The sequence below is a fragment of the Paenalkalicoccus suaedae genome (assembly GCF_006965545.2).
Taxonomy (GTDB): Bacteria; Bacillota; Bacilli; order Bacillales; family Salisediminibacteriaceae; genus Paenalkalicoccus; species Paenalkalicoccus suaedae.
In genome coordinates this window covers 1,633,030-1,654,041 of the sequence record NZ_CP041372.2, presented here as the reverse complement: position 1 = coordinate 1,654,041, position 21,012 = coordinate 1,633,030, and the positions used below count along the sequence as shown (strand labels likewise).

Genomic DNA, 21,012 nt, shown 5'->3' with positions numbered 1-21,012 from the left:
GACTAGTTTCGAATAAGTGCTAGCACTTCTGCACGGGCTGCTTCGTCTTCTTTAAATGCACCTCTAACAGCAGAGGTTACAGTCATAGACCCTGGCTTTTTAACTCCACGCATCGTCATACACATGTGTTCCGCTTCTACAATTACAATAACTCCGCGAGGATTTAATGTTTCTACCATAGAATCTGCAATAGTGGAAGTAATTCGCTCCTGTAACTGCGGGCGTTTTGTTACAGCCTCAACTGCACGAGCAAGCTTACTTAACCCAGTGACTTGTCCTCCCTGAGGTAAATACCCGATGTGTGCTTTTCCGTAAAATGGAACTAGATGATGCTCACACATAGAGTGGAATGGAATATCTTTCACAAGGACTAGCTCCTCGTGATCTTCGCCAAACACTGTTTTGAAATGTTCTTTAGGATCCTGATGAAGTCCTTGGAAGACCTCTTCATACATTCGTGCTACTCGTTTTGGAGTGTCATGTAGCCCTTCTCTCGATGGGTCCTCTCCAATTGCTTCTAAAATCATTGTAACTGCTTGCTGGATTTTTTCATGATCTACTTTGCTCATTCGTAAGTGCCTCCAATCATTTTCAGTAACTTGGTAGTGTATTGATTCTAGCACATACAAATTATTTAAAACAAATAAATACGCTTTAAATGACAAAAGCATTTTTCAAAAAAATATTTCTTTAAAAATTTAAGGCGTCTTAATTTCATTTTTCAATAAAAAAGCTCCCCCAGCCTAAGCTGGAAGAGCAGAGAAATCTTAAGGCCCTATATGTAAATTACTTTACAGCATCCTTAAGGGCTTTACCTGGCTTAAATGCAGGAACATTGCTCGCTGGGATTTCGATTTCTTCACCAGTTTGTGGGTTACGACCTTTACGAGCCGCACGCTCACGTACTTCGAAGTTACCGAAGCCGATTAGCTGAACCTTTTCGTTCTTTTGAAGTGCACCAGTGATGATGTCAAATACTGCATCAACAGCTCCAGTAGCATCCTTCTTAGAAAGCTCAGTCTTTTCAGCAACCGCATTGATAAGTTCTGTTTTATTCATGTGTTTCACCTCCCTCAAAAAATTAAAACCGTTATTTCCTTTGTTACACATTCTGAAGAAAATTATACGTTAAACCGCGTAACAACGGGATAACAAGGCTTATGTTAAACGATTGCGCTTAGAAATTCAACAATTTTTACGGAATTCATGGCTTTTTTATGACGAATTACCCTTATTTTACAGCATTCAGACCATAGATGAAGCCTTCACTAGTGTCTTTTACTTATCGAATACGCTATCCAAAAAAAATAAGCGAGGTAGCCACTAGAATGGATTTCACTCTTCCGATGTGTATATATATACATGTAATATTCACTTATTACAGTCTTTAGATTGTGACACCAGAACCTAAAGTAATTTTTTAGAATTACGTTCTTTCATTCACGTCGACACTGTTTGATCTAATAGAAATTGATTCTACATTTAAAATGTTCCAACTGCAAGTTTTCTCTTTCATGTTGAATCATTCTTAAAGTTTGATTTAAAAAAATAATTTTTTTGACCTACCAGAAACAATATTAAATTGGCCTCTTTACATGAACAAACTGGAGGGCTTTTAAGAGAAGCGCTAGTAAAGAACGGTAAAGGCTTTTTAAGTAGTTGCCTTCTTTTTTGCTAGCATTGTAATGGGGACCTTAATTCCGAGGGGGGGGGTGATACATTAAAACGGTCCATTGCATTTATATTGCTTATTCGTGCGAACAATAACTAAATTGCGCTGCATCACATTACCTTTCGATTACGTCCGTTAACTCGATACTTATTAATAGCTCGCTGAACCCGCTCCTCAATATCCAAGCGATATAAGACAGCACCCATAACGAACAGTTATCCATGAATAAAAAGGTTAGATAGTTCCCACAACATTTAAAAGAACTCGCAGAAGTTCTGCGAGCTCACGGTTATAAAATAATGGCAATCAAGCCACCTGACCCTTCATTGATAATTCTTTCTAGCGTCTCTTTTAGTTTGTAACGAGCATTTTCAGGCATCAAGGAAAGTTTTGCTGAGATTCCTTCTCGCACAATGGAATTTAGAGATCGACCAAAAATATCAGAGTTCCAAATAGATAAAGGATTGTCCTCAAAGTCTTGCATTAAATATCTCACAAGCTCCTCACTTTGCTTTTCAGTACCAATAATAGGAGCAAATTCGGATTCCACATCTACTTTAATCATATGAATTGATGGTGCTACAGCCTTTAACCTAACCCCAAACCTTGATCCTTGACGAATAATTTCAGGTTCATCTAAGCTCATGTCGCTTAAGCTTGGTGCCGCAATACCATAGCCTGTTTGGCGTACCATTTGCAACGCATCCCGCACCTGATCATACTCTGTTTTGGCAAAGGATAGCTCCTGCATAAGCGATAATAAATGGTCTTTCCCACGAATTTCGACCCCGACTATTTCCATTAAAATTTGGTCGTACAAGTCTTCAGGAGCCTCTAGATCAATTTCCGCAATCCCTTTACCCATTTCCATCCCGGCGATTGTGGCTCGCTCAATGTATTCAAGACCATTAAATCCTTGAACTACATCATTAACATCGCGAAGTCGTTTAATTTCACCGATTGTTTGGCGAATAGATTCCTCGTAGCTTTCCTTTAGCCAGTGATTATCTTGTAGAACCATAACCCAGCTTGGCAGGTGCACATTGACTTCATGTACAGGAAATTCGAATAGTACTTCTCTCATGACACTCATTAAATCGTACTCTGTCATGCTTTCAATATTCATCGCTAAAACAGGCACATTATGCGTTTCCTCTAGATTTGCTCGAAGCTTTTCTGTTTCAGGATGAGTTGGTTTAACGGAGTTAACTAAGACAACAAACGGCTTTCCTACTTCTTTTAATTCCTCTATCACTTGGTTCTCCGATGTCTCATAATCAGCCCTTGGAATTTCTCCAATTGTGCCATCAGTTGTCACAACAATACCTAGTGTAGAGTGCTCCTGAATGACCTTTCTTGTCCCAATTTCTGCTGCTTCTTGAAAAGGAATGGGATCATCAAACCAAGGTGTATGAATCATTCTTGGACCATTTTCATCCTCATATCCAGTAGCACCTGGTACTGCATAACCTACACAATCGACGACTCGAACGTTTACATCTAGACCTTCTTCAACAGAAATAGAGACGGCTTGATTAGGAATAAATTTCGGCTCTGTCGTCATGATTTGACGACCGGCTGCACTTTGAGGAAGTTCATCCTGAGCCCGAGTCCGATCTGCCTCATTATCTATATTCGGAAGAACGACGAGCTCCATAAAACGTTTTATAAAGGTTGATTTCCCTGTACGGACAGCTCCTACAACGCCTAAATAAATGTCCCCACCCGTCCGTTCGGCAATATCTTTAAATAAGTCTACTTTCATCACATGCCACTCCTCCTACCAATGGGTCAAGCCCAATTTATTCTTCCATACATCCTATGGGAGTTGTCCTTTAAATATGCGAACTTCTAGAGACACAAAAAAAAAGCCCTTACTACTAAAAAGTAGTAAAGACTAATGAAGAGATGTCTCTTAGCCTATTTCGCCTTCTTCTAGGAAAATAATCTCTCCATTTTCGATAGACTGAGGAAGGGAGTAGGTTGGGACGAATGGCGCGTGCTCTACTAATAGATCTCGCAGATCATCCCCTTCTTGGAAATCGCCTATGCCGTACTCATCTACGTAAAAACGTATGTCTAGGCCGTAATCAATCACCACATCACCTCTTGTTGTTAACACAAGGGGTAATTGGTGCGTGGGATGAAACGGACTGTCCACGGTTGGCTCTTCTTGAAAGCCTAGTGCTTCATAATCAAGCTTTAGTATTTCTGTGCCAATTACCTCTGCTACTGGTGCATAATCATTTTGGCTTCTATATTGGAAGATTGCGGATTCAACCTCTTGAATCGTTCGGATTGTTTTTAAATCAATGAGCTTCACTTGAGGTTCTTCTTCTACATCAACTAATACGTACTGAAACGTCCCTCCATTTTCGAACGAATTTGAGGGTGCCTCTTGCATGTACATAGGAACTAATTGCGTAAACTGAATTGGATACTTCCTATACAAAGGAGTATCAGCTTCTCTTGTTGCAATCGGAAGTAGCCCAGAATTATTCTCTCGATACTGATTAACTGCATTCCCAACAGCTACAAGCTGATCCTCATAAGGGACTTGATTACGCGTTCTTTCCTCCTGAGGGTACAAACATCCACTTAGCAATGCTGCTACGATCCCTAGAAGCATGACTCTAGTTAGTTTCAACGTGATCGCCTGCCTTTATTTACTATTCTGGTACTGGACCACTAAATGTGACGAGAATAACAATCAATCCAGATACAATAATACAGATAAAGCTAATTGTTAAAAATGAGTATCGTAAAAATCCCCGTAATTTTTCTTTTGTAAAAATAGTGAGTGCAACGGAGACAAACATTAATCCCATCGCAATGAATGATATCCACATCTTCATCAATGGATCTACAAACATGTATGCCCCTCCTTTAAGAGATTATTTATAAATTCTGCGTAATTATAGCACATTATGTATGCGCGTGCATGCCTTACCTATGACGGGATTGTGACGCTTTTTCGTTAGACAAAAGCAAGACTGCCTCTATCAACGATAGAGACAGTCAAACCATCTATTTTTTTTGGAAAATAGACGATAACGTAGAAAAATCGAGTGGAATTTGCTTGGATGTAATTGCTTTTATAAGCTCCTGCTCTTTTTTGGGATCTACTTTTACTTGTGCCATAGCAGCTACTTGGTGAATTAACTTCCTTACATTCTCTGGATTTGTTAAATCTACATTATTAACAGATTGCGCAAGTGAGAATAAATCCTGCTGTGAAACATTCGTCTTTTGCTTTACCTTGTCGAAAAATGAACCATCCTGAGTCATCGTTTCGCCTCCATTCGGATATAGAGTCACTATATGCGAGGAAGCGAAAAACGTTCTATGGCTCGAAGTGATTAAGTGGATCTTGATGGCTAAAGGCTGAGCTTAGTGGAAGATGCTCTACTTCTCGTTTTTTTACACGCCCCATTAACCGCGTCACTGCTTCGTCCACAGATTTATCATTAAAAAGTACTTCATATAGTTCTGTTGTGATCGGCATATCGACTCCAACTGCTTTTGCTAACTGGTAGGCAGCCTTCGTTGTTCGAATTCCCTCAACAACCATGCCAAGCTCTTTTTCCGTTTCTTCTACTGATAGTCCCTTACCAAGCATATTACCAGCTCTCCAGTTACGGCTATGCTGGCTTGTGCATGTCACAATTAGATCACCTAATCCTGATAAACCAGCAAAGGTTAATGGATTCGCACCAAGTTTTACACCAAGTCGTGCTATCTCAGCTAGTCCTCGAGTCATGAGTGCCGCTTTTGCATTATCACCAAACCCAAGCCCGCTTGTCATACCTGAGCCTAGTGCAATAATATTCTTTAAAGAGCCACCTATTTCAACACCAATTAAATCGGTATTCGTATATACTCGGAACGCCTGATTCATAAATAAATCCTGTACATCTTCTGCAATATTCATATGTATAGAAGAGCATGTCACGGTCGTTGGTTGCTTTTTACAGACTTCTTCTGCGTGACTCGGTCCAGATAAAACAACAACGCCCTCGCGCTTCTCTTCACTTATTTCTTCTTCAATAATTTGCGAGATTCTGTAGTGAGTCTCGGGTTCTATTCCTTTACTAGCATGAATAAACACAGACGTTGCTGTCATGAGCTTATTAATATCAGATAAAACGTCGCGCATTGCTTTAGTTGGAACAACGACTAGAATATAGTCAGCATCTGTAATACTTTCTTGTAATGAAGAAGTAAGAGCTATTGTATCGTCAAGTAAGACTCCCGGTAAATATCGTTTGTTCTCACGAGTAGCTTGCATCTCACTCATTTGTTTCTCATTGCGTCCCCATAATGAGACATGATGTCCATTTTCAGCCAACACCATTGAGAGTGCTGTTCCCCAACTGCCTGAACCTAAGACTGAGATTTTTTTCCCCATGACGATCTCCCCCTATTAAGCTTTTTGACCTACTTTACTCTCTGTTCCTTGACGAAGTCGCTTTATATTTTCGCGATGTCTCCAAATGGATAAAAGAGTCAGAATAACCAGAAAGTAAACAGTAGTAAATGAATAGTCAAATAAGTAAAATGTCGAAGCGGTCAGTATCGTTGTGCCTACCATAAAGAGAAGAGAGCCGAGTGATACGAAGCGCGTTATGATAATAGAAATGATAGCAATCGTCCCTGCGATTAACGCGGGCCAAAAAACAAGTGTAGCTAGTACTCCAATTGTAGTTGCTACACCTTTACCGCCTCTAAAGCCGTGGAAGATAGGCCAGTTATGTCCTAATACTGCAGCTAATCCACATGCTCCTGCAATGACCGGATCCCCATTTGACACTTGTAAACCTATTACGACAGCAACTATACCTTTTGCACAGTCAAGTAATAGGACAATGATAGCTGGTCCAACCCCTAAAACACGAAGAGTATTCGTGGCACCAGCGTTACCGCTGCCGTGCTCACGAATATCAAGTTTTCTAAGTAATCGTCCCATTAAAAAACTAAAGCTTATAGAACCAATTAAATAAGACAGAATGATGACGAAAAAAGCCATATTAGTCCCCCCTACAACTAGTCACTTTTCTTACGTGCAATAATATGGATTGGTGTACCTACAAAGCCGAATGCTTCTCTAATTTTATTTTCTAAGTAACGCTTATAAGAGAAGTGCATAAGCTCAGGATCGTTAACAAACAAGACGATCGTTGGTGGTGCCACCGAAACCTGTGTAGCATAGTTTATGCGAAGTCTTCTACCACCATGATCCGTTGGTGTTGGATTCATTGTCACCGCATCTAAAATAACGTCATTTAATACGTTTGTTTGAACACGTAGGTTATGCGATTCGCTGACTTCCTTTACAACTGGTAAAAGGTTTTGTAGCTTTTGCTTCGTTAACGCCGATAGGAATACAACTGGTGCATAATCTAAGAAGAGGAAGTGTTCACGAATATTTTGCTCAAAGAGTTGCATCGTTTTATCATCCTTCTCCACAACATCCCATTTGTTAACGACAATAACAACTGCTCGTCCTGCTTCGTGAGCGTAACCTGCGATCTTTTTGTCCTGCTCAATAATTCCTTCTTCTCCGTTAATAACGAAAAGAACGACATCAGAGCGGTCGATCGCGCGCAAAGCTCGAAGGACACTATATTTTTCTGTAGATTCATATACCTTACCACGCTTACGCATGCCGGCAGTATCAATCACAACATAATTCTGCTCGTCTTTTGTAAACGGAGTATCAATAGCATCACGCGTTGTCCCTGGAATATTACTTACGATAACGCGTTCTTCGCCTAAAATAGCGTTTACTAACGAGGACTTACCTACGTTAGGTCGACCAATTAAACTCATTTTAATTGTATCATCGTCATAGCCATCTCCATCATGCTTAGGGAAATGCTCTGCTGCTTCATCTAAAAGATCCCCAAGTCCTAAGCCATGAGATCCTGAAATAGGATGTGGTGTACCAAGACCTAAACTATAAAATTCGTATAGTTTTTCGTGCATCCCCGGATCGTCCATCTTATTTACTGCAACAACGATAGGTTTTTTAGATCTAAATAGCATTTGAGCTACTTCTTCGTCTGCAGCTGTCATTCCCTCACGACCGTTTACAACAAAGCAAATGACATCTGCTTCATCTATCGCTAGTTCAGCCTGCATTCTCATCTGAGCCATTAAAGGTTCATCATTCATTTCAATACCACCCGTATCAATAACAAAAAACGTGTGGTGTAGCCATTCACCAGAGCTATAAATACGGTCTCTAGTGACACCTGGCTTATCTTCAACAATGGCGATTCTCGCGCCAGCAATTCGATTAAATATCGTCGATTTTCCTACATTTGGTCTTCCAACGATGGCTAATACTGGTTTTCTCACAGTATTTCCCCACTTTCCTTATAAAAAATAAACGGACATAACTTCCCTATTATAGCAGAGTTATCACGATTCAAACAGGGCAATTCACGCTTGCTTTTTTAATTGCTCTAAATAGTGACTGTTAATTTGTTTTTTGAGCATTCTTTCTCTTACCTCTACTCCCTTTTCTATAAGAAGTAAGCACGCGTTACTACTCATAAAAATGGTTAAGAAATAATGCTCAGTAGGTAAACTATGAAAGATGTGCATCCCATAAATAACAACTAAGCCTACCAAAGCGACGCTTGGGCTTAAACGAATCATGACCTGAAGAATCTCCTTAGGTAAAAATAACAAAAAAAGGAGAGGTAAAGCGAACGTTATGAGTGGTGACTCGATAAATAGCATCGGGGCAATATACTGTCTTCTAATAATTTCCATTACATATATACTAAAAAGCATCACGAATACAAACGCTAAAAAAGTCTCTTTTCGATTCAACTTTATGAGACGAATAAAACCATTCAGGCTTAAGATAGCTAAAGCTAATAGTGGTACAAATACTCCTGTTACGATGCAGACTAGTACGAGTCTTTTTTCCTTCCTTCTCGTTAGAGGGTAGAAGACCGAAAGCAGATAACAGCATATCCATGCGTATAAAAGATACTCATTCAAAAAAATCACTCCCCTTTTACCTACTTAAAAGTATTGGCAAAAAGGGAGTGACATAATCTTCATTATTAGCGTCTTGCAAATTTCTCTGGATGTAAATCACGTTGAGATAACCAATGATACGTATTACCTTGAATCACAAGAGGGACTTGTTTTAGGGCGCCTACATCACTTGCACCTAAAGCCGTCATAATAAACGTAAGCTCTTCAAGCATGTGTGATAATGTTTGGATCGCATGTTTTTGCCCACCATTTTGGAGGAGCTTTAAAACGTATCCTGCCATTCCACACATATCAGCACCAAGAGCGATACTTTTAGCAATCTCTGTAGCAGAACGAATACCACCAGTTGCCGAGACACCTTTTGAAAACCCTTCACGTGTTTCTACAATGCTTGCGGCAGTTGAAATCCCCCAATCATCGAAAAATGAATATGGCATTTCTCTTCTAGCGTTTTCGATTTTCGAAAAATTTGTGCCACCATATCCACCTACATCGATCGCATCAACAATTGGTGCTAATTTCGTAGCAGCTTCTTTGCTCATACCAAAGCCTACTTCCTTCACCATGACAGGAATAGGAAGCGCCTCTTGTATTTGCGAGATTCGCTCTAATGCCCCATCAAAGCTTCTATCACCTTCCGGCATGACAAGCTCTTGGACCGTATTAATATGGATTTGTAAAAGATCGGCTTTGATTAAATCACAGGCTCGTTTCGCTTGCTCAACCGTTGCTTCACTACCTAAGTTAGCAAAAACGAGACCCTCTTTATTATATTCTCTCACAACTTTAAAGGATTGCTCTTGATCGGGGTCTCTTAATGCTGCCATTTGCGAACCAACTGCAATTGGAACATGAAAATGAGCTGCTATTTCAGCTAGCTGCCTATTAATTCCCTCCGTAGCAGTTCCACCGCCACCAGTCATCGCATTTATCATAAATGGAGCATCGAAAGAGAGCGTTGCTAGTGAGGTTGACAAGTCCACTGCTTCTACCGAGCTATTAGGTAAGCTTTGATGAACAAACTTTACGTCCTCAAGTCCATTATCTCCTGCTTGACCAGTCTTAAGGGCATGTTCAATATGATCTAACTTTCGTTTTTCTCTACTCATAGATGTCACCTTCTCTAAAAGCGTGTTATGTAAAAAAAGGGTGCCATGACACCCTTCGTCATGACGCCCTTTTTATGCTAGCTTATTTTTTGTATTTGTCTAATTGATCACCAATCATATCACCTAAAGAAAAACCAGAGTGGTCGTCTTCTTTTTTATAGGCTTCTTTTTGTTGGTTATCTATTTTTTGTTGCTTTTCTTCATCTAACGCTCGAATACTTAATGAAATTCGTTTTTCTTCCGTATTCACATCAAGTACTTTTGCTTTTACTTCATCGCCTTCTGTCAGTACTTCTCCGGCAGTTGCGATATGACGATTAGCAATTTGTGAAATATGGACAAGACCTTCTACGCCAGGTGCTACTTCAACAAATGCCCCAAATGATACAAGACGTTTTACTACACCGTCTACAATATCATCTTGCTTAATTTGATCTTTTACTGTCTCCCATGGCCCAGGGAGAGTATCTTTAATCGACAGAGAAATCCTCTCGTTGTCAGGATCGACAGAAAGAACCTTCACGTTCACTTTATCTCCTTCGGCAACAACATCAGATGGTGATTCTACGTGCTGATGAGCCATTTGTGAAATGTGAACAAGACCGTCAACGCCACCAACATCAACAAATGCGCCAAAGTCTGTTAATCGTTGAACAGTGCCTTCGATAACATCACCTTCCGCAATACCGGCTAACGTTTCTTTCTTTTTCTCTGACGCTTCAGCATCTAAAACAGCTCGTTGAGAAAGAATAAGTTTGTTACGCTCTCGATCCATCTCTACTGCCTTTAACCTCAATGTCTTCCCTTTATAGTCGGAAAAATCCTCGACGTAATGTCTCTCGACAAGAGATGCTGGAATGAATCCACGTACGCCGACATCGACGACTAATCCACCCTTTACAACGTCAGCTACCGTCGCTTCAAAAACTTCTCCAGAGTCAATGCGCTTTTGCATATCTTCCCAAGCTTTCTCTGCAACAACAGCTTTCTTTGATAGAACTAGCTCTTCTTCTGTAAGCTTTGTCACTTTAAATTCATGCTCTTCTCCTTCTGAGAGAGCGTCGGACATTGTTTCAACGTGGAGACTTGAAAGCTCGCTAATCGGTAGGACACCATCGATTTTATAGCCTACATTAACATACGCTTGCTTATCTTCCACCTTCGCAATAGTACCTTTTACAAGGTCTCCTACTGAAAGTGATTCAAATTCTGTCATTTCGTTGTTCATCTCTTCTACCATTGACAATTACCTCCCTATATCCCGAATAAACGGGGCCATAAAGCTACACTATTTATATTTAACTCCCCCTTAGAGAGAGCTCATACCTAATGTCGGTGTTCGTCTAGCAGTGACTGTATTGCTCCCATGATTACAACTGTCACTTCTTCTGGGGATTTTTTTTCCTCACGAAGTGATTGCATATCAACGGGCTTACCATAGATGACTTTAAGTGTTGAAAAAGGCTTGTAAGATCCAATAATAGCTGCTGGGATAACATCTGCCTCTGATCGAAGTGCAAAAAAACCAACTCCAGCAAGACCAGGCTTTAATACACCGTCTTTACTTCTTGTTCCTTCAGGGAACACTCCAATCATATCATTATCTCGCAGTAATTTTAAACCAGTACGCATTGCTTGTCTGTCACTTGCTCCGCGTTTAATTGGAAAAGCACCCAATTTAGGGAGAAGTGTTTTTAAGATCGGCAACGTGAATAGCTCTGCTTTTGCCATAAACCTCGTTTGTCTTTTTAAAAATGCACCAACAAATGGAGGATCTAAGTAGTGAATATGATTGCTACAAAGTAAGACACCCTTATCACTTGGAATGTTTTCTTTCCCTATCACTTTAGGACGGAAAAATAGTCGGAAAAACGTGCGACAAATAAACTGTCCAAATGCATATAGTTTCATTGTCCAACCCTCTTTACTGTCGCGTGATACAAGAAGTCTACAACTTCATCAATAGACATGGAAGTTGTATCAACCTCCATAGCATCCTCTGCCTTTTTAAGAGGAGCAACCTCCCTCTCCGAATCAATTTTATCTCGTTTTGCTATATCTTTAACGAGCGTATCGTAGTCGGAGTCCATTCCTTTTTTAACCTGCTCCTCGTGACGACGTTTTGCTCTTTCTGTCACGCTAGCGGTTAAGAAAAATTTTACTTCTGCTTTAGGCAAAACAGCTGTTCCAATGTCCCGACCATCCATAACAGTACCTTTTGATTCAGCTATCTCCTGCTGTTTATGTACCATTTCCTGTCGAATCTTTGGGTGCTTTGCCACATAGGACACGTTTCCAGTAACTTCTGCAGAACGAATTTCTTCTGTTACTTCTTTATTGTTAACAAGTAACACAAGTTCTCCGTTAGCTCCATTTTTCATATTTAAAGAAGTGCTTGTAAGTAGTGCATACAATTCTTCTTCGTTATGAAAATCTGTGTTAGTTTGAATAGCTAGCCACGTGATCGCTCGATACATCGCTCCTGTATCAACGTACACATAGTTAAATCGCTGAGCAAGCTTTTTGGCTACCGTGCTCTTTCCAGCGCCAGCCGGCCCATCGATTGCAATATTAATTTTTACTTCCATCTTGTAAACCCTCTCATGCACGAATTTCTGATTTTACAATTATAGATACTATACTACCACACAATCCTCCAAAAGGTCTATTTATTCCCTCTTATTGGAGCTTATTCTTAAGCTCGCGCTGTCTCTCGTAGCAATACCTAACGATTGTTTGTCTCGTTCCTTCGATCAGATCAACGAATTTGAACGAGCCCTTTAAACTCCCATGCTCCTCATATGTACGGATGGCTTCTGCATGAACTTCGATGTACTCCGCTTGATTGTCTCTAAATGGTAGAGAAAGCCAAAGCTTCACTTTATCATGCTTATTAATTGAAATATCTTTTGGAAGAGTGATTGCAGAGCCACCTGCACTCAAATCTATAGTAGTAGAAGTGAAAGGTTTAAATGATCCATCAAAACTATAGACAGCAGTGTCTAAAAAGCAATCCACACGAACAAACTCTCGTCGTTGCGTACGCGTGTAATTTTCTCGACCCGGATCCTTTAATACAAGCATGGGCATATTGCGCTTCTCACGCCCAATTACTTCTGTTTCGAATGAATAGACGGCTCCATCTGCACCTACCGTCGTAATAGAGAAAGCAGTACCTTCAAGAAAGAATTTAGGCTTCTCTGTCTCCTCAGATACTGGGAAATCGATATAGAGCTTTGATGCTTCATGATCTAACAGTTTACTCCTGTATTTCTTTAATCCTTCTTCATCTCTCATTTCCAACTGCAAAACATTTCCTATTTTAATCAACCTTAAACTCCTTTCCTGAGAGCTCGATTGACCTGGCATCTCTTCTACATTATGTTTACTTCTAAAACATACGTCAAGACGAAAATTGTATTCACTTTTAACAGGAAACAGGCGACTTTTGGTTAAAAGTCGCCTGCATTCACTCTTTATTTATAAATAGGGTCTGGTTTACCCATCATTTCCACGCGTTCTTCTTGACCAGTCTCCGCATTTATGAACATTCGGTATGTCTCTCCATTTGAAGTGACGATAAATTCGTAACACCTCACGACTTCTCCTAGCTCATTTTCGATAACAGCTTCATTTGTCTCACGAACCTCTACGTTTGGTTGTAATTTTTTAACCGCCTCAGCTTCTGATAATACAGGCTTTACATCAACCGCTTCTTTCGCGTGAGCATAATAAGGAAGTGCCTCAAAGGCTACAAGTTCATTTGTATCGAGACCTACTTCTACTACAACTTGTTCATCATAGTATCTAACATCATCTCTAACAGGAACAAACGTGTAGTAACCTTTGTTCTCATATTGGTTACTTGCCACCACTTCCACATCCTTAAAGCCTGCACGTTGAGCGAATTCTGAAGCGGTTTTTTGTCCTTCATGTAAGCTAAACGACGTTTCACCAATTTCACGCTGATCAATCATCCAGAGAGGGTGACCACCAACTTTTGTGACATCCATCATAATCGTCCCACCATCCTCTTCTAGAGTAAGTGAATATGCCGAATATGCTAGTCCATCCATTGTTTCTTCAATAGACTGAGGTCTAAGCTCGTCTCGTTGAAGCAGTTTTCTGGCGATTTTAACTGCCTCTCTGTCTGTGACCTCCTCCCCCGTTAAGTGTTTACTTATTTCTTCGTCAAGAGCCCCTGCAACTTGCTTTTCAGATTCATCGACTTGCAAGTGCTGATGAATATTTTTAAATCCACCGCTTATTTCTTCGTCTGTTTCTTCGGCGGCGTTTAAAAAGTGTAGCTCAGACTGAAGCACCTCCGATTGCATACTTCTTAAGTCCTCTTGAAGTATTTTTGACTTTTGATAATACGACTCAAGTGCTTCTGTACTCTCATCCGACAGTTCCTTATTATCCTGATCGTGCACCGCATGTTGATAAGCGAATGTGGAGACGTCTGTTAAATATGCCTCCATATCGTGATATGGTAAAGCTCTTGTCGGTAACTGCGCTAAATCATCCTTAGCCTCCGTCGCGATATTCCATACCCTGGCAAGAGATGGCGACAGCTGATCCTTCGAATTGGAGACGACAGCTGTGCCTAGCTCATCATGGAGTCTATCTACCTGATAGGCTAAATCGTGAAATGCTCGTTGGTAGCCTGTTTCAGCTCGTTCTGCCATTCCAGCTCTTGCATCCTCAGCTTGTACACCTATAATGACAGCATATATTAAAGCCACGCTAAGTATTCCTATTATTACCGTGCGAACCATTACTCTCACTCCTTTCTAGTGACAGAAAATATGTTTACCGATTCGTTTAATTTGTGGACGAGTCCAAATCCAACCTGATGTAGCAGTATCTGGGTTAAAGTAATAAATAGCATTTCCCGTCGGATCCTGCCCATTTATCGCATCAATAACAGCATTTCTCGATTGCTGATTAGGCTCCAGCCAAATTTGACCATCAGCTACTGCCGTAAATGCTCTCGGTTCAAATATAACGCCATTAACTGAGTCAGGGAAAATAGGGCTATTAACTCGATTTAAGATTACCGCTGCCACAGCTACTTGCCCGACATACGGTTCACCTCTTGCTTCGCCATAAACAGCTTGAGCCATCATTCGAATATCATTTTCTGTATAGCCTCTTGGAGTTTGTCTAGCTGCTCCGACATCTGGTTCAGCTGGTTCTGGGGAGTCTTCTGGCGCTGGCTCGGCTTCTTCGATTGGCTGCTCGTTTGGAGGATTAGCTTGCGATTCCTCTGGGGAGTCTGGGGGTTCGGGTGCTTGTGGAGGAGTTTGTGGAGCATCACTTGGAGTCTGCGGTGATTCCTCGGGCTGTTTTGTCTCTTGGTTACGAGTAGATTCTTTTGATTGATCCGCGCTACCTTTCGGACCTTTTTGGATTTCTTTTGGAGTGGTTCCGTAATGAGTAAATCTTCTTCCTTCTTCAAGACTCTTTTTAACGAATGCTTCGTCATAGTCAGTTGCTTTTACAAGCATATCCTTCATTTTTTCACCGACTAGTCCATCTACCTCAAGTCCAAACTGCTCTTGAAAGTTTTTGACGGACCAATACGTATCCCATCCAAAAACTCCATCAATAACACCATCATAGTACCCGTTATACTGCATTCTTGCTTGGAGCTCTACAACATCATCGCCAGTTGCTCCTTGTTGAATGACCTGATCAGAGAAAGCAAAAGCTTGCGTACTTCCAACAAGTAATAAACTAATAAATACGATCGTACTCAGTAAGACTTTCATCCTTTGACCTCCATTCTTCATGTTCATACCGTTAGTGTGGACAGTTGGTAGCTGAATATGAAGGATGTTAATGGAAATACCGTCGTTTCGTTAGTAAGCTTGTTTTTTTGTATAATTCATTTTTAGTTCGCGCGGTTCGGCTTCCGATTCGTGCGGTTTTTCTGATATAACCAATCGAGAGCCACTTCCGCGCTTTTGCGTTACCATTATGCGAGCTTCCTCAACTCCCGCAACCACTTTCCTAATCGACCTCATAAAAAAGAGTAGCCAATATGTCATTTATTGGCTACTCCATATAAAAATTCTCATGTTCGAGTCATCTTATTTACTTGCAACTACTCCGGAGAAATATCTAAATCTAAATTTGTTTCATTTCCACAAACACATTTTTTAAAGCCTGTATCAAAACCGCCCTCTTCATTAGGCCGTCCTCTTAAGATATATTTTTCTCCGCATTCGTTGCACCTAATCGTGACTTTATAACGATTGTTCGAAGTTGTTTGCATGTAAAATTCCTCCTTTAAGTGATACGTACTGTTTAGATGTCTTGTCGTGATGTTAATACATTAGGTGCGCATTTGCTTTCTTCACTTTCCTCATAGCAAAGATCCATAAGAAAATCATAAAGGGTACGAGCAAATAAATCCAACGATTCACACTGACTAAAATAAAATTATAGGAACTATGTAAAAGATAAGGAATAATAAAGGCTAATGCCAGATAGAAAATACGTCTTTTAGCGTGAAATTTTGCTAAGCCAAAATAATACCCCATTACTACTCCAAACAGAGCATGGCTTGTTACAGGGAATATTGCACGAAAAATAGCTGTATCAAGTCCATTAGTAGCAATATAAAAGATATTTTCGACGGATGCAAATCCTAATCCAACAGCAGTTGCATATACAATTCCATCGTAACGCTGATTAAATTCAGCGTGAAAGAAAATAGTTATTAGTAAAATAAACCACTTGAAAAATTCTTCTGTAAAAGCGACATAGAAAAATGTATCAATAATGACGGATGAAGTTGGAGCTTCAACGGATAGTACATATTGAATAAAGAGAATTGGGAACACTAATATGGCTCCGAAAATAAATGAACGTACTACTAAATAAACAGGCTCCTGCTCAAAATCATCTTTCAAATAAAAGAAGGACAATAATGCTACTGCAGGAGCTATCGCTGCTGTTATAATAGTTAACATACAATACGCCCTTCCTTTTTGAAGTAGGTACTTCTTACATACTAAGAAAGGTTTGCACTTTTTGCAATGTTTATCACATGAGAGGATGACAAGAGATGACAAAATCTATTCTACTTATTCACACTGGCGGTACGATCGCAATGAGCGAGGATAAAACGACTGGTGAAGTAAAGCCAACGGACGAAAATCCGCTACAATCCATGCTGACAGAGATTGATGGCGCAACATTTACCAACAAGGCAATGTTTAATATTCCATCCCCTCACATGACTCCTGAGACTATGCTTCAACTATCGAACGAGATTAAAAAGGAGCTACAAAACGGCTATGATGGAGTCGTTATTACTCATGGAACAGATACGTTAGAAGAGACGGCTTACTTACTTGATTTATTACACGAGACAGATCATCCTATTGTAGTAACAGGAGCTATGAGATCTAGTAATGAACTCGGTTCAGATGGTCCATATAATTTTATTGCTGCTATTCGTACCGCATTAAGTGATCAAGCTCGCGGCTTAGGCGTTTTAGTTGTGTTAAATGATGAAATTCATGCGGCTAAAAACGTCACAAAAACACACGCTTCAAACATCGCTACTTTCCAAAGTCCGCAGTATGGCCCTATCGGTATTGTCACGAAGGGACGAATTATTTTTCACCATCAGCCGGTTAAAAGAGAACATTATATCGCCTCTACCTTAACTAAAAATATTGTTATCTTAAAAGCATACGCTGGAATGGATTCTTCTGTACTACGATGCTTAAGTCACGTGGATGGTGTTATTATCGAAGCTCTTGGGCAAGGGAATTTACCTCCTGAGACCGTCCCTGGTATTGAGGAGCTCATTAGTCGAGGCATTCCTGTCGTATTAGTATCTAGATGCTTTAGTGGTATTGTGCAGGACGTCTATGGCTATGCTGGTGGAGGCAGAAAGCTCAAGGAAGCTGGAGTCATATTTACGAACGGATTAAATGGTCAAAAAGCTCGCATTAAGCTATTAGTTGCGATGGAGCTAACAAATAACCTAAAAGAGCTTCAACAGCTTTTTGATAGATAGAAAAAACCCCTATTTAGTTGCTCAGGCAAAGCTCTAAATAGGGGTTATTCTTAATGTTGACGAGTCTGCACAAGTCTTTCTTGCAGAGCCTTCGCTATTTGCTCTCCGTGAAAGCGTCCGTTTTCGATAAAAATCTCATTCGCATTATTTCCTGCAGCTAGTACACCCGCAATGAATATATTGTCTACGTTCGTTTCCATCGTCTCTTCATTAAATAGTGGACGGCCAGATACCTCATCTACGTCTACGCCCATCTTTTTAATAAAATTATGGTCGGGATGGTATCCTGTCATGGCAAACACAAAATCGCTGGCAACCGTTTTTGTCTCTCCATCTTTCTTGTATGTGACATGATCTTTTTCGACAGAAACAGGAGTAGCTTCAAACTCCATTCGGATCTTCCCGTGCTTTACCAGTGATTCAAATTCAGGTAAAATCCAAGGCTTAATGCTTGGGGAGTAGATAGCTCCTCTGTAAAGTACGGTAACGCGAGCACCTGCTTTATCAAGCTCTAGCGCCGCATCAACCGCTGAATTTTTGCCACCTATCACAACGACATCCTGTTTAAAATAAGCGTGCCCTTCATGGAAGTAATGCAACACATGTGGTAACTCTTCTCCAGGGATATTCATGTAGTTGGCAGAATCATAATAGCCTGTCGCTATGACAACTGCTTGTGCGGAATACTGGTACACGTACCCCTTTTTTACCGTTTCAACTGTAAATACGTTTCCGTACTTTGTGACAGATTGCACTTCTTCGTAGCTATTCACGCGAACATTTTTCTCCTCGGCGACCTTCCGATAATACACAAGCGCCTCATTACGCTTCGGTTTTCTTTCTGTGCTATAAAATGGCACGCCACCAATGGCTAGCTTTTCACTCGTACTAAAAAACTGCTGGTGAGTCGGATACTTGTAAATCGCGTGTACAATATTGCCTTTCTCAATAACGAGAGGGCTCATTCCCCTATCCATTAATTCAATGGCTGCTGATAACCCGCAGGGTCCTCCGCCAATCACGATGACTTGTTCTTGCTGTACCATCTTCTTTCATCACCTCATCTTCAATCAAAACTAGCTCTTATTAGTTTACTACATGTATCAAAAATAGGCACGGATAGGGCTTATCACCCTTATCCATGCCTAGATAAACTACTTGTTAAATCCAGCCTCTAAAGCGACTCGCTTCCGCCATTTTTCTTACTCCTACCATGTATGCAGCTAACCGCATGTCCACATTTCGCATAGCCGCAACCTTATAAACGTTATCAAAGGAGCTGACCATGACCTTTTCAAGGCGTCTTTCTACTTCTTCCTCTTCCCAATAGAAGCCTTGATTATTTTGCACCCATTCGAAGTACGATACCGTTACTCCGCCAGCACTTGCTAATACGTCTGGTACAAGTAAAATATCACGCTGCGATAAAATCTCCGTCGCTCGCATTGTTGTTGGACCATTTGCAGCTTCCACAACGATGCTTGCTTTGATTTTGTGCGCATTTTTTTCAGTAATTTGGTTTTCGATTGCAGCTGGAACTAAAATGTCGCAGTCTAGCTCTAAAAGTTCCTCGTTCGAAATCGTCTCTTTAAAGAGGTTAGACACCGTACCAAAGCTGTCTCGTCGATCCAGTAAATAGTCAATATCCAATCCATCCGGATCGTGAAGAGCTCCATTCACGTCTGAGATACCAACTACTTTAGCACCTGCATCAAACATAAATTTCGCTAGGAAGCTTCCGGCATTACCAAACCCTTGAATAACCACTCGTGCACCTTCAAGGTTGATCCCTTTACGTCTTGCTGCTTCTCTAATACAAATGGTAACACCTTTAGCAGTCGCAGACTCTCGGCCGTGCGATCCACCTAACACTAAAGGTTTTCCTGTAATAAAGCCTGGTGAATCAAATTCCTTCATTCTACTATATTCATCCATCATCCAAGCCATGATTTGAGAGTTTGTAAACACGTCTGGAGCAGGGATATCTTTAGTTGGTCCTACGATTTGGCTAATAGCACGCACGTACCCACGGCTGAGACGTTCAATTTCTGGGAAAGACATCTCACGAGGGTCACAGATGATTCCTCCTTTACCTCCCCCATAAGGTAAATCCATGATTCCTGCTTTTAGACTCATCCAAATTGATAGCGCTTTCACTTCTGTTTCTGTCACATTTGGATGAAAACGTACTCCACCCTTAGTCGGTCCGACAGCATCGTTGTGTTGCGCCCTGAAACCAGTAAAAATTTTAATAGATCCGTCATCCATACGCACAGGAATTCGCACAGTCATCATGCGAAGTGGCTCCTTCATGAGCTCGTAAACCTCATCAGAATACCCGAGCTTATTCAGCGCTTTATGAATGACAGTTTGTGTAGCTTGTAAAACGTTTTGTTCCTTTTGAACCTCTTTTTGTTCGTCCATAGTAACCTTTCCTTCCGTTGGATTCACCACAAAGTTTTAAAGGCCATAAAAGTGGCTCCCTTACTCTTCCTACTATAAAGAACTTGCAGTGTTTTTTCCACAACCTTTTGCGAAAAAAAAGGAAAAGCACTTGCACGTCATACTTCACTCTATGCTTTACTAGTCCTTTCATGTAAAGCGCTTTACTATTTCTTCGATAGCTTGATTCTCTATAAGCATGTTTCCATGCTCGACTACATATACATGAGAACAATCATCCAGTTCTCCCCATTCTGATAATATTGCTTCCGTTGCTTCGTCAGGATCCTGTAGAAGTAGGTAATAGAACCGTTTAAAAGATAGTAGTTGCCCATCTCTACACCCTCGTCTGTATAAAACCTTCGCAACTTCAATAACATGATCAATGGAGGAAAAATAGCAGACCCCTTCTTCCCTTAATTCACGCTCTTTAGAGACAATGATGACGATCCCATCTGCATTGTCCGCAAACACTTCTACTGTGAGAGTCCCTCCGACGAAAAAATGTAGCTCATCGGAGGCTTCGATAATGACTTCGTAAAGTTCTTCATCAAGCTCTGACTCTATCCCATCTTCAGTGATGATGCCACGCTCTTCTAAATCCTCATATGTTAATGATATTTTCATTTTATCTTTTGAAATTCGCTCTACCTTCATGCATATTTGCCCCCAAATCCTTTCGGCACGAAAAGAACCTTTTCCTGCAACGTATGACACGTTGTAAGAAAAGGTTCGGT

General features: G+C 40.6%; 23 protein-coding genes. 1 reads left to right on the top strand and 22 read right to left on the bottom strand.

What is annotated here, in order from left to right; all coding sequences use genetic code 11:
* Positions 1-2 precede the first annotated feature (2 nt).
* The 19 genes from folE to prsW all read right to left on the bottom strand — a co-directional run bounded on the left by folE (position 3) and on the right by prsW (position 16,775).
* Positions 3-569, bottom strand: coding sequence for a GTP cyclohydrolase I FolE (gene folE, locus FLK61_RS08925; RefSeq protein WP_176009122.1), 567 nt, complete (start codon positions 567-569; stop codon positions 3-5).
* A 217-nt stretch (positions 570-786) separates the two neighbouring features.
* Positions 787-1,059, bottom strand: coding sequence for an HU family DNA-binding protein (locus FLK61_RS08920; protein ID WP_176009121.1), 273 nt, complete (start codon positions 1,057-1,059; stop codon positions 787-789).
* Positions 1,060-1,961: 902 nt separating this feature from the next.
* Positions 1,962-3,440: a stage IV sporulation protein A gene (gene spoIVA / locus FLK61_RS08915; protein ID WP_176009120.1), complete on the bottom strand. Its 1,479-nt coding sequence runs from the start codon at positions 3,438-3,440 to the stop codon at positions 1,962-1,964.
* A 147-nt stretch (positions 3,441-3,587) separates the two neighbouring features.
* Positions 3,588-4,319 (bottom strand): hypothetical protein, encoded by a 732-nt coding sequence (locus tag FLK61_RS08910; RefSeq protein ID WP_249777707.1) that lies wholly within the window; start codon positions 4,317-4,319, stop codon positions 3,588-3,590.
* 22 nt (positions 4,320-4,341) lie between these two features.
* Complete coding sequence (locus FLK61_RS08905; RefSeq protein ID WP_176009119.1) at positions 4,342-4,545, bottom strand: DUF2768 domain-containing protein; 204 nt, start codon at positions 4,543-4,545, stop codon at positions 4,342-4,344.
* Positions 4,546-4,699: 154 nt separating this feature from the next.
* Positions 4,700-4,960, bottom strand: coding sequence for a stage VI sporulation protein F (locus tag FLK61_RS08900; protein WP_176009118.1), 261 nt, complete (start codon positions 4,958-4,960; stop codon positions 4,700-4,702).
* 55 nt (positions 4,961-5,015) lie between these two features.
* Positions 5,016-6,080: an NAD(P)H-dependent glycerol-3-phosphate dehydrogenase gene (locus FLK61_RS08895; protein WP_176009117.1), complete on the bottom strand. Its 1,065-nt coding sequence runs from the start codon at positions 6,078-6,080 to the stop codon at positions 5,016-5,018.
* Positions 6,081-6,095: 15 nt separating this feature from the next.
* Positions 6,096-6,698, bottom strand: a complete 603-nt coding sequence (gene plsY, locus FLK61_RS08890; RefSeq protein WP_176009116.1) for a glycerol-3-phosphate 1-O-acyltransferase PlsY — start codon at positions 6,696-6,698, stop codon at positions 6,096-6,098.
* Between the two features lie 17 nt (positions 6,699-6,715).
* Positions 6,716-8,032: a ribosome biogenesis GTPase Der gene (gene der / locus FLK61_RS08885; protein WP_176009115.1), complete on the bottom strand. Its 1,317-nt coding sequence runs from the start codon at positions 8,030-8,032 to the stop codon at positions 6,716-6,718.
* A gap of 84 nt (positions 8,033-8,116) precedes the next feature.
* A complete protein-coding gene (locus tag FLK61_RS08880) occupies positions 8,117-8,335 on the bottom strand; it encodes a hypothetical protein (protein WP_176009114.1) in 219 nt (72 codons plus the stop codon).
* Positions 8,336-8,751: 416 nt separating this feature from the next.
* Positions 8,752-9,795: a type 2 isopentenyl-diphosphate Delta-isomerase gene (gene fni, locus FLK61_RS08875; RefSeq protein ID WP_176009113.1), complete on the bottom strand. Its 1,044-nt coding sequence runs from the start codon at positions 9,793-9,795 to the stop codon at positions 8,752-8,754.
* A gap of 82 nt (positions 9,796-9,877) precedes the next feature.
* Positions 9,878-11,035 (bottom strand): 30S ribosomal protein S1, encoded by a 1,158-nt coding sequence (gene rpsA / locus FLK61_RS08870; protein ID WP_176009112.1) that lies wholly within the window; start codon positions 11,033-11,035, stop codon positions 9,878-9,880.
* 86 nt (positions 11,036-11,121) lie between these two features.
* Complete coding sequence (locus FLK61_RS08865; protein ID WP_176009111.1) at positions 11,122-11,706, bottom strand: lysophospholipid acyltransferase family protein; 585 nt, start codon at positions 11,704-11,706, stop codon at positions 11,122-11,124.
* Complete coding sequence (gene cmk / locus FLK61_RS08860) at positions 11,703-12,383, bottom strand: (d)CMP kinase (protein WP_176009110.1); 681 nt, start codon at positions 12,381-12,383, stop codon at positions 11,703-11,705. The genes FLK61_RS08865 and cmk overlap by 4 nt, the downstream gene beginning before the upstream one ends.
* Positions 12,384-12,474: 91 nt before the next feature.
* Positions 12,475-13,125: a flagellar brake protein gene (locus tag FLK61_RS08855; RefSeq protein ID WP_176009109.1), complete on the bottom strand. Its 651-nt coding sequence runs from the start codon at positions 13,123-13,125 to the stop codon at positions 12,475-12,477.
* Between the two features lie 146 nt (positions 13,126-13,271).
* A complete protein-coding gene (ypeB, locus tag FLK61_RS08850) occupies positions 13,272-14,573 on the bottom strand; it encodes a germination protein YpeB (RefSeq protein ID WP_283811901.1) in 1,302 nt (433 codons plus the stop codon).
* Positions 14,574-14,588: 15 nt separating this feature from the next.
* Positions 14,589-15,590 carry a spore cortex-lytic enzyme gene (gene sleB / locus FLK61_RS08845; protein WP_176009107.1) on the bottom strand — a complete coding sequence of 334 codons (1,002 nt, stop codon included), beginning with the start codon at positions 15,588-15,590 and terminating at the stop codon, positions 14,589-14,591.
* Positions 15,591-15,904: 314 nt separating this feature from the next.
* Positions 15,905-16,075 (bottom strand): hypothetical protein, encoded by a 171-nt coding sequence (locus tag FLK61_RS08840; RefSeq protein ID WP_176009106.1) that lies wholly within the window; start codon positions 16,073-16,075, stop codon positions 15,905-15,907.
* 52 nt (positions 16,076-16,127) lie between these two features.
* A complete protein-coding gene (gene prsW, locus FLK61_RS08835) occupies positions 16,128-16,775 on the bottom strand; it encodes a glutamic-type intramembrane protease PrsW (protein WP_176009105.1) in 648 nt (215 codons plus the stop codon).
* A 95-nt stretch (positions 16,776-16,870) separates the two neighbouring features.
* On the opposite strand from prsW, the gene FLK61_RS08830 reads away from it, so the two are divergent.
* Positions 16,871-17,833: an asparaginase gene (locus FLK61_RS08830; RefSeq protein ID WP_176009104.1), complete on the top strand. Its 963-nt coding sequence runs from the start codon at positions 16,871-16,873 to the stop codon at positions 17,831-17,833.
* Positions 17,834-17,883: 50 nt separating this feature from the next.
* Here the strand turns inward: FLK61_RS08830 and FLK61_RS08825 are convergent, their stop codons facing one another.
* The 3 genes from FLK61_RS08825 to FLK61_RS08815 all read right to left on the bottom strand — a co-directional run bounded on the left by FLK61_RS08825 (position 17,884) and on the right by FLK61_RS08815 (position 20,932).
* Entirely contained in the window at positions 17,884-18,879 is a 996-nt protein-coding gene (locus FLK61_RS08825) for a YpdA family putative bacillithiol disulfide reductase (RefSeq protein ID WP_176009103.1), read from the bottom strand.
* Between the two features lie 115 nt (positions 18,880-18,994).
* Positions 18,995-20,257, bottom strand: a complete 1,263-nt coding sequence (locus FLK61_RS08820) for a Glu/Leu/Phe/Val family dehydrogenase (RefSeq protein ID WP_176009102.1) — start codon at positions 20,255-20,257, stop codon at positions 18,995-18,997.
* A 168-nt stretch (positions 20,258-20,425) separates the two neighbouring features.
* On the bottom strand, positions 20,426-20,932 hold the full coding sequence (locus FLK61_RS08815; RefSeq protein WP_176009101.1) for an adaptor protein MecA: 507 nt from the start codon (positions 20,930-20,932) through the stop codon (positions 20,426-20,428).
* Between the last annotated feature and the right edge of the window lie 80 nt (positions 20,933-21,012).

Coding starts and splice junctions, on each gene's coding strand:
- ypeB (WP_283811901.1), bottom strand. CDS start 14,573: ATGGTTCGCACGGTAATAATAGGAATACTTAGCGTGGCTTTAATATAT.
- plsY (WP_176009116.1), bottom strand. CDS start 6,698: ATGGCTTTTTTCGTCATCATTCTGTCTTATTTAATTGGTTCTATAAGC.
- FLK61_RS08825 (WP_176009103.1), bottom strand. CDS start 18,879: ATGGTACAGCAAGAACAAGTCATCGTGATTGGCGGAGGACCCTGCGGG.
- rpsA (WP_176009112.1), bottom strand. CDS start 11,035: ATGGTAGAAGAGATGAACAACGAAATGACAGAATTTGAATCACTTTCA.
- folE (WP_176009122.1), bottom strand. CDS start 569: ATGAGCAAAGTAGATCATGAAAAAATCCAGCAAGCAGTTACAATGATT.
- cmk (WP_176009110.1), bottom strand. CDS start 12,383: ATGGAAGTAAAAATTAATATTGCAATCGATGGGCCGGCTGGCGCTGGA.
- FLK61_RS08815 (WP_176009101.1), bottom strand. CDS start 20,932: ATGAAGGTAGAGCGAATTTCAAAAGATAAAATGAAAATATCATTAACA.
- FLK61_RS08820 (WP_176009102.1), bottom strand. CDS start 20,257: ATGGACGAACAAAAAGAGGTTCAAAAGGAACAAAACGTTTTACAAGCT.
- FLK61_RS08905 (WP_176009119.1), bottom strand. CDS start 4,545: ATGTTTGTAGATCCATTGATGAAGATGTGGATATCATTCATTGCGATG.
- FLK61_RS08895 (WP_176009117.1), bottom strand. CDS start 6,080: ATGGGGAAAAAAATCTCAGTCTTAGGTTCAGGCAGTTGGGGAACAGCA.
- FLK61_RS08880 (WP_176009114.1), bottom strand. CDS start 8,335: ATGATTCGTTTAAGCCCAAGCGTCGCTTTGGTAGGCTTAGTTGTTATT.
- FLK61_RS08900 (WP_176009118.1), bottom strand. CDS start 4,960: ATGACTCAGGATGGTTCATTTTTCGACAAGGTAAAGCAAAAGACGAAT.
- sleB (WP_176009107.1), bottom strand. CDS start 15,590: ATGAAGAATGGAGGTCAAAGGATGAAAGTCTTACTGAGTACGATCGTA.
- FLK61_RS08830 (WP_176009104.1), top strand. CDS start 16,871: ATGACAAAATCTATTCTACTTATTCACACTGGCGGTACGATCGCAATG.
- FLK61_RS08840 (WP_176009106.1), bottom strand. CDS start 16,075: ATGCAAACAACTTCGAACAATCGTTATAAAGTCACGATTAGGTGCAAC.
- FLK61_RS08920 (WP_176009121.1), bottom strand. CDS start 1,059: ATGAATAAAACAGAACTTATCAATGCGGTTGCTGAAAAGACTGAGCTT.
- fni (WP_176009113.1), bottom strand. CDS start 9,795: ATGAGTAGAGAAAAACGAAAGTTAGATCATATTGAACATGCCCTTAAG.
- FLK61_RS08865 (WP_176009111.1), bottom strand. CDS start 11,706: ATGAAACTATATGCATTTGGACAGTTTATTTGTCGCACGTTTTTCCGA.
- prsW (WP_176009105.1), bottom strand. CDS start 16,775: ATGTTAACTATTATAACAGCAGCGATAGCTCCTGCAGTAGCATTATTG.